The following is an 11,972-nucleotide window of genomic DNA, read 5'->3' as shown; positions in this document are numbered from 1 at the left end:
CGGGTAGCAAGCCGGCAGCGCCGCGCTCAGAACGCGCGAATGCCGTCCCAGTCGACCAGCTTCCAGCCGGTGCCCGGGTTGCCCTTGACCACCACCCGGCCGAGGTTGGGCAGCGGATGATCGGTCATCAGCTCATCGCGCGGATTCTTGACGTTCATCAGGGTCCAGGTCATGATCGACGCCGCGTGCGAGAACGCCACCGGATTGGTGTCTCCGCTGTCGTAGATCCGCTGCACCGCGGCGCTGAACTCTTCGTTGAACTGGTTACCGTCGATCGAGCCGGGTATGGCGGTGGTCCGATCACCGTGAATCCAGGCTTTCGGGGCGAGCAGATACGGGGCATTGACCACCGAGCTGGACTTGTCGGCGAACCAGCCGGCGTTGATCTCCCGCAGCCCGGGCAGGATCTGCACCTGACGGCCGAGCTCGCGCGCCAGCGGGGCGGCGGTCTGCTGGGTACGCGCCATGGAAGAGGCGTAGACACCGTCGTAGTGATTGCGCGAGAGCTGATCCACGATCTCCTGAGCCTCGGCACGGCCCTTCTCGGTCAGCCCCGGACCGGGTACCGAGGTGTCGACGATCCCCGCGGCGTTGCTCTCGGACTCCGCGTGCCGGATCAGGGTCAGGGTGATGGTGCGCAGATGCGGTGTCCCCGAACAACCTCCGAGCACCAGGGCCATGGCGAGTGCGGCCGCCACGACGCCGATCAACTTTCTGCTGCGGTTCCCCATGAGCGTCCCCATGGCGACAGCCTGCCGTGTCGGCGACGCCGACGGGGCCGGTTCTGCTGAAATGGTGAGTCGAATCCGCTCGATGTCTGCCGTTAGGAGAACCCATGGCGCTGGACCCGACAGCCGTCGGTGTGACCACCGATCCGGTGCTGGTCGAATGGACCGATCGCGAGACCATGCTCTATGCCCTCGGGGTCGGTGCCGGTACGGCCGATCTGGCGTTCACCACCGAGAACAGTCACGACGTCGCCCAGCAGGTGCTGCCCACCTACGCCGTCATCTGCTGCATGGGCTTCGCGGCCGCCGGCAAAATCGGCACCTTCAACCCGGCGATGCTGCTGCACGGTTCCCAGGAGGTGCGGCTGTTCGCGCCGCTGCCGCCCGCCGGCAGCCTGCAGGTGGTCGCCGAGGTCGCCGATATTCAGGACAAGGGGGAGGGCAAGAACGCCGTCGTGATGCTGCGGGCGCGTGGCACCGACCCCACGACCTCCGAGCCGATCGCCGAGACGCTGACCACCCTGGTCATCCGCAAGGCCGGTGGCTTCGGCGGGGAGCCGGGGCAGCGATCGGCCGCCCCGCAGATACCGGACTCCGAGCCGGATGCGCGCATCGCCTATGCGACCCGGGAGGACCAGGCGCTGCTGTATCGGCTCTCCGGCGACCGCAACCCGCTGCACAGCGACCCGTGGTTCGCCACCACCTTGGCCGGTTTCCCCAAGCCGATCCTGCACGGGCTGTGCACCTACGGATTCGCCGGCCGGGCGCTGGTCGCCGAACTCGGTGGCGGCGACGCACATCGGGTCAGTGCGATCGCGGCGCGCTTCACCGACCCGGTCTTCCCGGGGGAGACGCTGACCACCTCGATCTGGCGCACGGAGCCGGGTAAGGCGGTGTTTCGCACCGAGGCCGCCGGTCGCGACGGCGCCAACCCACGGGTGGTGCTCGACGACGGGGCGGCCGAATACCGGGACTGATGTCTTCAGCCCCGTAAGCCCCTGAAACCACTTGTGTCACTGTGGTTTAGGCGGGGGGCGTTGCGGTGCTCGGGGTTAACCCTCCAAGGCATTCTCGCCGGCCATCCGCAGCCCGGTGGCCAGGCCGTCCACCCAGATCGAGACCATCAGCTCCAGCACCGGCGGGTGATTGGACGGCATGAACATCTTGGTCAGTTTCTGGACGCGGGCGTGGGCAAGCTTCTGGAAGTCGCGGTCATCCAGCTCCGGGAATTCCAGATACTCACTGCCGATCTCCGCGTTCTCAGCGGCCGTATACGCGTCCATGGCCACATCCGATCACCGCGCCGGCGCGCGACGAAAGGGGCGGAAGTCCCCAGCCGACCGTCAGCCGGGGAGCCGCTCGGCCAAACGTGCGGTGAACTCGGCCGCCCGGTCCGGGCTGTCCAGTGCGAACCGGGCGGCGGTGGCGCGGTCGCCGTCGTCGGTGTGCCGCACCACGATTCCGGCGCCTGCCAGCTCGGCCACCGCGTCGAACGCGTCCTCGTCGGTGATGTCGTCGCCGAGGAACAGCGGCGTCACCGGTTCACCCTCGGGCAGCCGGTCCAGAATCCAGTGCAGCGTGCGGCCCTTGTCCCAGTCGATCTCCGGACGCAGCTCGATCACCTCGCGGCCGGTCGTCACCCGCAACCCCAGGCGCCGCCCAGCGTCGCGCACCGCCGCCAGCGCTTCCCCGACCCGATCCCGGGCCGCGTTGCGATAGTGCACCGCAACGGCGAATCGCTTGTGCTCCACCACGACTCCCGGAATCGAATCGAGCTGTTCGCGCAGCGAAGCGGCCGCACCGGCCAGCACCGGTACCGCCTCGGCGGCAGCGTCGTTCTGGTGATGGGCGCCATCGGGACCGATCAGCTCGAAGCCGTGACTGCCCGCGTACCAGATCCCGGCCAGGTCGAGCCGCGCCCGCACATCGGCCAGATCGCGGCCGGAAAGCACCGCGACCGGGCAGCGGGCGGCCAACGCGGCCAACGCATCCACCGCGCCGGCCACCGGCCGGGCCGCCTCGGGATCGTCGACGATGTCTGACAACGTGCCGTCGAAGTCGAAGAACACCGCCGGGCGGGTGACCTCCCGCAACTCCGGGGCGGTCATCGCGTCGGGCAGCGCCGACATGGGCCGGTCCCCGGTGCGCACCGCGATCTGGCCCGGGTCGGTCACCGTCGCGTCGCCGCCCTCGCACCCGAGGCCGATCACCAGCGCGAAACCCGCACGGCGAGCGGTGGTTAGGTCCGGTTCGGAGCCGGTGAGCACCACGCACCGGCCCGGGCGGACCCCCAGTCGGGCGGCCGCGGACACCAGCTCGGCGCCCGATGCCACCGACTGCGCCCGCACCCCGGCCTGTTGCAGACGCTCGGTCAGCGCCGCCGTGCCGTCACCGGCGTCGAGACGGAACAGCACCGCGTCGTGCCGGCGCGGGTCGATCGTGATGGGCACCTTCGGCTCGCCTTCCTGAGTTGAACGATACGTAGTCACCACCGTGTCACACCGCTTAGCGTGGAGGGGTGAACCCCGGAATCCTGGTCGGTGTCGACGGGTCGCCGTCGTCGAAAGCGGCGGTCGAGTGGGCGGCCCGCGACGCCGTTCTGCACAACCTGCCGCTGTCCCTGGTCCATGTGCTGGCCCCGCCGGTGGTGATGACCTTCCCCGAGACGCCGATGCCGCCCGGCTACACCGAGTGGCAGCACGAACAGGGTGAGCGCCACCTGCGGGAAGCCGTCGAGATCGCCGAGAGCCAGGGCGCCGACCTGCATGTCGATGCCGAAATCGCGGTCGGCTCGACGGTTCCGATGCTGGTGGACATGAGCCGGGATGCCGCCCGGCTGGTGGTCGGGTCTCGCGGGCACGGGCTGCTGCGTCGCAGCCTGCTCGGCTCGGTCAGCTCGTCACTGGTCCGGCATGCGCACTGCCCGGTTGTGGTCATCCACGAAGGCCCTCCGGAGGGCGATCCTCGCCCGGCCACCGCACCGGTGGTGGTCGGCATCGACGGCTCCCAGGTGTCGGAGGCCGCGACGGCGCTGGCGTTCGAGGAGGCTTCGCTGCGCGGAGTGGAACTGGTGGCGGTGTACGCCTGGCACGACACCGGAGTACTCGACTTCCCCGGCATCGACGCGGCCGCAATGGAATCCGACGGCGAACTGGCCCTGGCCGAGCGGCTGGCCGGCTGGCGGGAGCGTTACCCCGACGTCACGGTGCGTCGCGTGGTGGTCTGCGACCGGCCGGCCGACCAACTGGTCGAGCAGTCGCAGCAAGCCCAGCTGGTGGTGGTGGGCAGCCACGGCCGCGGCGGCTTCACCGGCATGCTGTTGGGCTCGGTCAGCCTGGCGGTGGTGCAGTCGGCGCATGCACCGGTGCTGGTGGTCCGCCCGAAGACGTGACCGCTCAGACGCGGCCGACAGACACCGGGTCGGGGGCCGCGGCCGGCGAGACCTGTTGAGCCACCGGGCTCGGTCGTGACCACACCCGCTGCGGCCACCAGAACCAGCGGCCCAGCAGCGCGGCGATCGACGGCGTCATGAACGAGCGGATCACCAGGGTGTCGATGATCAGGCCCAGTCCGATGGTCGAGCCCACCTGACCGATCACCCGCAGGTCGGAGACCAGCATCGACATCATGGTGAAGGCGAACACCAGGCCGGCCGAGGTCACCACGGAGCCACTGCCGCCCATGGCGCGGATGATGCCGGTCTTGAGCCCGCCGCGCATCTCCTCCTTCATCCGGGAGACCAAGAGCAGGTTGTAGTCCGAGCCCACCGCCAACAGGATGATCACGCTCATCGCCAGCACCATCCAGTGCAGGTGCAGTCCGATGATGTGCTGCCAGACCAGCACCGAGATCCCGAACGAGGTGCCCAGCGACAACAGCACGGTGCCGACGATCACCGCCGAGGCGACCACCGCCCGGGTGATCAGCAGCATGATGATGAAGATCAGGCACAGCGAGGCGATGCCCGCGATCATCAGGTCCCAGGCCGAGCCGTCCTTCATGTCCTTGAACACCGACGCGGTGCCGGCCAGGTACACCCGTGAACCCTCCATCGGGGTGCCCTTGAGTGCCTCGTGTACGGCCTTCTTGATCGGGTCGATGTGGCTGACGCCCTCCGGGGACATCGGGTCGCCCTCGTGGCTGATGATGAACCGCACCGCATGCCCGTCCGGGGAGAGGAACATCTTCATACCGCGCTTGAAATCGGGGTTCTCGAACGCCTCGGGCGGCAGGTAGAAGGAGTCGTCGTTCTTGGAGTCGTCGAACGCCTTGCCCATGGCGTTCTGGCCGTCCATCATCTTGTCCATCTGCAGCTGCAGGCCCTCCATGGTGGACTGCATCTTCAGCTGGGTGTTCCGCATGTTTTCCATGGTCGAGATCATCGGCGGCATGATCTCGAGCATCCGCGGCATCAGCGAGTCGAGCCGGTCGATGTCGGGCAGCACCTTCTCGAAGTCCTCGGTCATCGCATCGATGCCGTCCATCAGGTCGAAGATCGACCGGATCGACCAGCAGATCGGGATGTCGAAGCAGTGCGGCTCCCAATAGAAGTAGCTGCGCATGGGGCGCCACATGTCATCGAAGTCGGCCATCTCGTCGCGCATCTTCTGGATGTCGTCGAGCATGATGTGCATCTTGGTGGCCATGCTGTGGGTGGTCTCGGACATCTCGCGGGTGACTTCCAGCATCTGGCGCATGGACTCGACCGAGACCATCATGTCGTCGCCCATCTTGAGCATGTCCTTCATGCGGTCGAGCATGTACTTCATGTTCAGCTGCTGGGTGGTGCCCTGCATGCTCATCGCGAACGGGATCGTGGTGTGTTCGATCGGCGTGCCCAGCGGCCGGGTGATGGTCTGCACCCGCCCCACCCCCGGCACCTCGAAGACCCGTTTGGCGATCCGGTTGATGATCAGGAAGTCGGCCGGGTTGCGCAGGTCGTGGTCGGATTCGATCATCAGCAGTTCCGGGTTCATCCGGGCCTGGGAGAAGTGCCGGTCTGCGGCGGCGTAGCCGATGTTGGCCGGCACGTAGTCCGGCATGTACACCCGGTCGTTGTAGTTGGTCTCATACCCCGGCAGGGTGAGCAGCCCGACCAGGCAGACCGCGGTGGTGGCCACCAGCACCGGCCCCGGCCAGCGCACGATCATCGCGCCCAGCCGCCGCCACGCGCGGATCCGCATCGCCCGCTTGGGCTCGAGCATCCCGAAGCGGCTGGCCACGACCACCACCGCGGCACCGAAGGTCAGCGCCGCGAACGTCACCACCACCATGCCGATCGCCAGCGGGACACCCAGTGACTTGAAGTAGGGCAATCGGGTGAAGGACAGGCAGAAGGTCGCCCCGGCGATGGTCAGCCCCGAGCCCAGGATCACGTGCGCGGTGCCGTGATACATGGTGTGGAAGGCCGACTCCTTGTCCTCGCCGAGCGACCGCGCCTCCTGATAGCGGCCGAGCAGGAAGATCGCGTAGTCGGTGGAGGCGGCGATGGCCAACGTCACCAGCAGGTTCACCGCGAATGTGGACAGTCCGATGATGTTGTAGAAGCCCAGTACGGCCACCACGCCGCGGGCCGCGGCCAGTTCGAACACCACCATGCCCAGCACCAGCAGCACCGTGCCGATCGACCGGTAGAAGTTCAGCAGCATCACGATGATCACCACGAACGTCAGCGCGGTGATGATCTTCAGGCTCTTGTCGCCGGCGATGTGCTGATCGGCATTGAGCGCCGAGGGACCGGTGACATAGGCCTGCACACCGGGCGGCGGCGGGGTCTCGGCGATCATCTGCTGGACGGCCTTGACCGAGTCGTTGGCCAGCGTCTCGCCCATGTTGCCGGCCAGATACACCTGCACGTAGGCGGCCTTGCCGTCCGGGCTCTGCGACCCGGCCGCGGTCAGCGGGTCGCTCCAGAAGTCCTGGATGTGCTCGACGTGCTCGGTGTCGGCCTGCATCTTGGCGACCAGCTCGTCGTAGTACTTGTGCGCGTCGTCGCCGAGCGGCTGGTCGCCTTCGAGCACCACCATCGCCGAACTGTCCGACTTGAACTCGTCGAAGGTCTTGCCGATGCGCATCATCGAGATCATCGACGGGGCGTCTTTGGGACTCATCGAGACGGCGCGCATCGCCCCGACCTCGTCGAGTTGCGGCACGATCACGTTGACCAGCACGGTGATCGCCAACCAGGCCAGAATGAGTGGTACCGCGAGCCGGCGGACCCAGGTCGCGATGGCGCCGCGGTGGGGCGGCTGCGCGGCCGGCAGCGTTTCGGTGGGGGTGTCGTCGCTGAGGTGTTTGCTCATCCTGATTTCACAATGCAGAAGGTCTGGGCGCTGACGGGGCTGCTGGTGATTCGTTCGTCTTTGAGCACGCCGTCGATGGTGACCCGGCAGCCGATGGTGCTGCCGTCACCCTGGGCGACGATATTGGGGCTCACCGCCGGGTTGGTGGTCGACAGGGTCAGTGACCACGGCAGGGCGGCACCGTCGACCCGCTGCGGTAAGGCTTCCAAGTCGAGATAGTTGATGTCGGCGTAGGTCCCGTCCGGACTGAAGATGTCGTAGACGACGACCTTGGGGTGAAACGGCTTGGTGTCCTCGAAGGGGACGGCCCTGCTGCCGCTGTCATCACCGCCGAAATAGCCGCGAATGCGATGCACGACGAACCCCCCCACCACGAGAACCATCACGATGAGCAGCGGTAACCACGCGCGTCTGACAACGCCGAACATCAAGAATTGCCTTTCGGGTGGTGCCGGAATCTGACACAGATTAGTGCATCAAAGTTCTTTCCAACACTCAAGGGTGCGCGAATCGAACATACGTTCGATATCGTGATGGGTGTGGGTTGGGGCAGTGGGCCGCCGAGCTGGGCGGAAATGGAGCGAGTGCTCGATGGTAAGCCTCGTCACACTGGTAGCCCGGCCGGTGTGTCGGCCGATCGCGGACGGTCGGCGCCGCGGGCCGAGCCCCGCCCGGCCGGCCCGACGGTCCCTTATGCCGAGCTGCACGCGCACTCGGCGTACAGCTTCCTGGACGGGGCCAGCACCCCGCAGGAACTGGTCGCCGAGGCCGCCCGGCTGGGCCTGCGGGCGATTGCGCTGACCGACCACAACGGCTTGTACGGGGTGGTGCGGTTCGCCGAGGCGGCCGCCGAGCTGGCCGCCGCGGGCCAGGGGATCGCCACCGTCTTCGGCGCCGAGCTGTCGCTGGGTGCTTCCGGTGGTTTCGGGGCTTTCCGGGCCCGCACCGAGGACCCGGACCCGCCCGGCCCGCACCTGCTGGTGCTGGCCCGCGGCCCCGAGGGCTACCGGCGGTTGTCACGGCAGATCGCCGCCGCGCACCTGGCCGGCGAAAAGGACAGGCCGCGTTTCGATCTGGACACGCTGGCCGACGCCGCGGGCGGGCACTGGCACATCCTGACCGGATGCCGCAAGGGCCACGTCCGTCACGCGCTGGCCACCGGCGGACCGGACGCCGCGGCGACGGCACTGGCCGGCCTGGTGGACCGGTTCGGGGCCGCGCGGGTCAGTGTCGAGCTGACCCGGCACGACGATCCCTGCGACGACGAGCGCAACGCGGCCTTGGCGGCGCTGGCGCCCCGGTTCGGGGTTTCGGTAGTGGCCACCACCGCAGCGCATTTCGCCCGGCCGGAGCGGGGGCGACTGGCGATGGCGATGGGGGCGATCCGGGCCCGGCAGTCGCTGGATGCCGCCGCCGGCCGGCTGGCCCCGCTGGGCGGTGCGCATCTGCGTTCCGGCGCGGAGATGGCCCGATTGTTCGCGGCGCACCCGTCGGCGGTGCCGGCGGCGGCCGAACTCGGCGAACAGTGCGCGTTTTCGCTGGCGCTGATCGCCCCGCAGCTGCCCTCGTTCCGCGTCCCGGACGGGCATACCGAGAACAGTTGGCTGCGGCGGCTGACCCTGGCCGGCGCCGCGGAACGCTATGGGCCGCCCGGGGGAGCGCCGCGCGCTCGAAAAGCCTACGCTCAGATCGATCGAGAGCTGGAAGTCATTGCCCAGCTGGGTTTTCCGGGGTATTTCCTGGTGGTGCACGACATCACCCGGTTCTGCCGGAAAAGCGACATCCTATGCCAGGGCCGGGGATCGGCGGCCAACTCCGCGGTCTGCTACGCTCTCGGTGTCACCGCGGTGGATCCGGTGGCCAATGGGTTGCTGTTCGAGCGGTTCCTGTCCCCGGCCCGCGACGGCCCGCCCGACATCGACATCGACATCGAGTCGGATCGGCGCGAAGAGGTGATCCAGTACGTCTACGACAAATACGGCCGCGACCACGCCGCCCAGGTCGCCAATGTGATCACCTACCGGGGTCGCAGCGCGGTGCGGGACATGGCCCGCGCGCTGGGCTACTCGCCGGGCCAGCAGGACGCCTGGAGCAAGCAGCTGGGCCGGTGGGGCGCATTGAATCATGCCGACGATGCTGATATCGAAGGCATCCCCGGGCAGGTCATCGACATGGCCACCCAGATCGCCGACCTGCCAAGGCATCTGGGTATCCACTCCGGCGGCATGGTGATCTGTGACCGGCCGATCGCCGACGTGTGCCCGGTGGAATGGGCTCGGATGCCCGGCCGCAGTGTGTTGCAGTGGGACAAAGACGACTGTGCGGCAATCGGTCTGGTGAAGTTCGACCTACTGGGGCTGGGCATGCTGTCCGCATTGCACTACGCGATCGACCTGGTGGCCGAGCACAAGGGCATCGAGGTGGACCTGGCCGCAATCGATCTGTCCGAGCCGGCGGTGTATGAGATGCTGGCCCGCGCCGACTCGGTCGGGGTGTTTCAGGTGGAGTCACGCGCGCAGATGGCCACCCTGCCGCGGCTGCGTCCGCGGGTGTTCTACGACCTGGTGGTGGAAGTGGCGCTGATCCGCCCCGGGCCGATCCAGGGCGGGTCGGTGCACCCCTACATTCGCCGTCGCAACGGCATCGACCCGGTGACCTATGAGCATCCGAGCATGGAGCGGGCGTTACGAAAAACCTTGGGGATACCGCTGTTCCAGGAGCAGTTGATGACGCTGGCGGTGGACTGCGCCGGCTTCACCGCGGGTGAAGCCGACCAGTTGCGGCGCGCGATGGGCTCCAAGCGGTCCCCGGAGCGGATGCGCCGGCTGCGAGACCGCTTCTACGACGGCATGGCCGAATGTCACGGCATCACCGGCGCGGTGGCCGATCGGATCTACGAAAAGCTGGAAGCCTTCGCCAACTACGGGTTTCCGGAGAGTCACGCGATGAGCTTCGCGTCGCTGGTGTTCTACTCGGCCTGGTTCAAGCTGCACCACCCGGCTGCGTTCTGCGCCGCACTGCTACGGGCGCAGCCGATGGGCTTCTATTCGCCGCAGTCGCTGGTCGCCGACGCCCGCCGGCACGGGGTCGTGGTGCACGGCCCGGACGTCAACGCCAGCCTGGCGCATGCCACGTTGGCCGAGGCCGGGACGCAGGTCCGGCTGGGGCTGGGTGCCGTCCGGGGCATCGGTGTCGACCTCGCCGAGCGGCTGGTGGCCGACCGCGAGGCTCACGGTCCGTTCGCCTCGATGCTGGATCTGACCGCCCGGGTCCAACTGACCGCCCCGCAGGCCGAGGCGCTGGCGACCGCGGGCGCGTTCGGCTGCTTCGGCACCTCGCGCCGTGAGGCGTTGTGGGCGGCCGGGGCGGCGGCGGGCCAGCGGCCGGACCGGTTGCCCGGGGTGGGGGTGCCCGGGCACACCCCGGCACTGCCCGGGATGAGCGAGATCGAGCTGTCCGCCGCCGACGTGTGGGCCACCGGGGTGTCGCCGGACAGCTTCCCGACCCAGTTCCTGCGCGCCGACCTGGACGCGGCCGGGGTCGTTCCGGCCGGGCAACTGACCGCCGTCCCCGACGGCACCCGGGTGCTGGTGGCCGGCGCGGTGACGCACCGGCAGCGGCCGGCGACCGCCCGCGGGGTGACGTTCGTCAATCTCGAGGACGAGACCGGGATGGTCAACGTGCTGTGCACGCCGGGGGTGTGGACGCGGCATCGCCGATTGGCGCAGACCGCGACGGCGCTGTTGATCCGCGGGCGGGTGCAGAACGCCAGCGGGGCGGTCACCGTGTTGGCCGAGCGGCTGGGCGCCCTCGAGTTGGCGGTGGGGTCGCGGTCCCGGGATTTCCGCTGACACCCGAGGGCGGTCCGTCGCGGCAAATGGCATCGATTACCCTCAGCTCAGGGTCCCGCACGCTGAGCTTCACGCAATCGGGGCAGGGGATACCGGGATGCCATACCTGGGGGAGACAGATGCTGACAGCGAACAGGGCGCCGCTGCGCCGCATGCAACCGGAAACACCGTCCATGGCGGTGGGGACCTTGCAACGGCAGTACATCGATCTGGACTGCGGGCGCGTCTCCTACCTGCGCCACGGCAGTGGGCCAAAGCTGTTGCTGGTCCACGGGATTCCCACCTCTTCCCGGTTGTGGGAACCGCTGTTGGGCACGCTGGGTGAGCGCTACGACTGCATCGTGCCGGATCTGCTCGGTTTGGGGCGATCTGCGCCCAAAGCCGACGCCGACCTGTCCAGCCCCGGCCAGGCGCTGATGCTGTCGCAACTGCTGGACGGCCTGGGTATCGACGAAACCTACGCGGTCTTTCACGATCAGGGCGGCTCACACGGCCAGCAGTTCCTGAAACGCTACGGCGCGCGCGTCAAGGCCGTCGTCTTCACCGACGTTGTCTGCTACGACAATTGGCTGGTCCCGATGATCAGTATCACGTCCTGGCTGGCTCGGCACCGGCTCGTCCCGCTGCTGTCCGGAATACGGCTCCTGCAGTTCATCCTCAAGCGGCACAGTCTGCCGCAGACCATCGTGCGCGGCCGTTTTCCCGCCGCGCTGGCCCAGGACTGGTTCGCGGCCTTGGACCAAGGGGGCCAACTGCGGCGCGACTGGATCCGCTATGTGATCTCGCAATCGCCGCACTGGACGCTCGATGCGGTCCCGACACTGAAATCCTGGACCAAGCCGGCACGGGTGATCTGGGCTGCGGAGGATTGCTTCTTGCCGCCCTCCTGGGGAACACGGCTGGCCCACGATATTCCCGGCTCGCCCGACGACGTCAAGCTGCTGCCGTTTGCAAGCCACTTCTGGCAGGCCGAGATTCCGCAGACCGGTGCGCGGGCCATCCTCGAGTTTTTCGACGGGCTGGAGGACCGCCCGTCCGCGCCGGCGGCCTAGGCGACGCCGTAGTAGGCGGCAGGCATTGCGGACATTGAC

The 11,972-nt window shown here is 68.2% G+C and carries 9 protein-coding genes; 4 read left to right on the top strand and 5 right to left on the bottom strand.

Features of this window, described 5'->3' with window-relative positions:
- Positions 1 to 26 precede the first annotated feature (26 nt).
- Positions 27 to 743, bottom strand: a complete 717-nt coding sequence (locus BST28_RS05030) for a histidine phosphatase family protein (protein ID WP_205634562.1) — start codon at positions 741 to 743, stop codon at positions 27 to 29.
- Positions 744 to 835: 92 nt separating this feature from the next.
- Here BST28_RS05030 and BST28_RS05025 point away from each other — a divergent pair, with 92 nt between their 5' ends.
- Positions 836 to 1,705 carry a MaoC/PaaZ C-terminal domain-containing protein gene (locus tag BST28_RS05025; RefSeq protein ID WP_083080212.1) on the top strand — a complete coding sequence of 290 codons (870 nt, stop codon included), beginning with the start codon at positions 836 to 838 and terminating at the stop codon, positions 1,703 to 1,705.
- Between the two features lie 75 nt (positions 1,706 to 1,780).
- Here the strand turns inward: BST28_RS05025 and BST28_RS05020 are convergent, their stop codons facing one another.
- Entirely contained in the window at positions 1,781 to 2,011 is a 231-nt protein-coding gene (locus tag BST28_RS05020) for a hypothetical protein (RefSeq protein WP_083080210.1), read from the bottom strand.
- 60 nt (positions 2,012 to 2,071) lie between these two features.
- Positions 2,072 to 3,178: a trehalose-phosphatase gene (gene otsB, locus BST28_RS05015; RefSeq protein WP_083080209.1), complete on the bottom strand. Its 1,107-nt coding sequence runs from the start codon at positions 3,176 to 3,178 to the stop codon at positions 2,072 to 2,074.
- A 68-nt stretch (positions 3,179 to 3,246) separates the two neighbouring features.
- Here otsB and BST28_RS05010 point away from each other — a divergent pair, with 68 nt between their 5' ends.
- On the top strand, positions 3,247 to 4,119 hold the full coding sequence (locus BST28_RS05010; protein ID WP_083080207.1) for a universal stress protein: 873 nt from the start codon (positions 3,247 to 3,249) through the stop codon (positions 4,117 to 4,119).
- 4 nt (positions 4,120 to 4,123) lie between these two features.
- Here the strand turns inward: BST28_RS05010 and BST28_RS05005 are convergent, their stop codons facing one another.
- Together BST28_RS05005 and BST28_RS05000 are read right to left on the bottom strand one after the other, a co-directional pair.
- Entirely contained in the window at positions 4,124 to 7,030 is a 2,907-nt protein-coding gene (locus BST28_RS05005; RefSeq protein ID WP_065287285.1) for an MMPL/RND family transporter, read from the bottom strand.
- Positions 7,027 to 7,458 carry an MmpS family transport accessory protein gene (locus BST28_RS05000; RefSeq protein WP_019736516.1) on the bottom strand — a complete coding sequence of 144 codons (432 nt, stop codon included), beginning with the start codon at positions 7,456 to 7,458 and terminating at the stop codon, positions 7,027 to 7,029. The genes BST28_RS05005 and BST28_RS05000 overlap by 4 nt, the downstream gene beginning before the upstream one ends.
- A 111-nt stretch (positions 7,459 to 7,569) precedes the next feature.
- Here BST28_RS05000 and BST28_RS04995 point away from each other — a divergent pair, with 111 nt between their 5' ends.
- Positions 7,570 to 10,881 (top strand): error-prone DNA polymerase, encoded by a 3,312-nt coding sequence (locus BST28_RS04995; protein WP_083080284.1) that lies wholly within the window; start codon positions 7,570 to 7,572, stop codon positions 10,879 to 10,881.
- A gap of 119 nt (positions 10,882 to 11,000) precedes the next feature.
- On the top strand, positions 11,001 to 11,933 hold the full coding sequence (locus tag BST28_RS04990; RefSeq protein ID WP_162112999.1) for an alpha/beta fold hydrolase: 933 nt from the start codon (positions 11,001 to 11,003) through the stop codon (positions 11,931 to 11,933).
- The last annotated feature ends 39 nt before the right edge of the window (positions 11,934 to 11,972 follow it).

This window comes from Mycolicibacter kumamotonensis (assembly GCF_002086285.1).
In the GTDB taxonomy this organism is placed as follows: Bacteria; Actinomycetota; Actinomycetes; order Mycobacteriales; family Mycobacteriaceae; genus Mycobacterium; species Mycobacterium kumamotonense.
This window is presented reverse-complemented; position numbering and strand designations above follow the sequence as displayed.

What these genes read in the sequence shown, in the direction of transcription:
- BST28_RS05030 (WP_205634562.1), bottom strand. Translation starts at nt 743, where the DNA reads ATGGGGACGCTCATGGGGAACCGCAGCAGAAAGTTGATCGGCGTCGTG.
- BST28_RS05000 (WP_019736516.1), bottom strand. Translation starts at nt 7,458, where the DNA reads ATGTTCGGCGTTGTCAGACGCGCGTGGTTACCGCTGCTCATCGTGATG.
- BST28_RS05020 (WP_083080210.1), bottom strand. Translation starts at nt 2,011, where the DNA reads ATGGACGCGTATACGGCCGCTGAGAACGCGGAGATCGGCAGTGAGTAT.
- BST28_RS05025 (WP_083080212.1), top strand. Translation starts at nt 836, where the DNA reads ATGGCGCTGGACCCGACAGCCGTCGGTGTGACCACCGATCCGGTGCTG.
- BST28_RS04990 (WP_162112999.1), top strand. Translation starts at nt 11,001, where the DNA reads ATGCTGACAGCGAACAGGGCGCCGCTGCGCCGCATGCAACCGGAAACA.
- BST28_RS05005 (WP_065287285.1), bottom strand. Translation starts at nt 7,030, where the DNA reads ATGAGCAAACACCTCAGCGACGACACCCCCACCGAAACGCTGCCGGCC.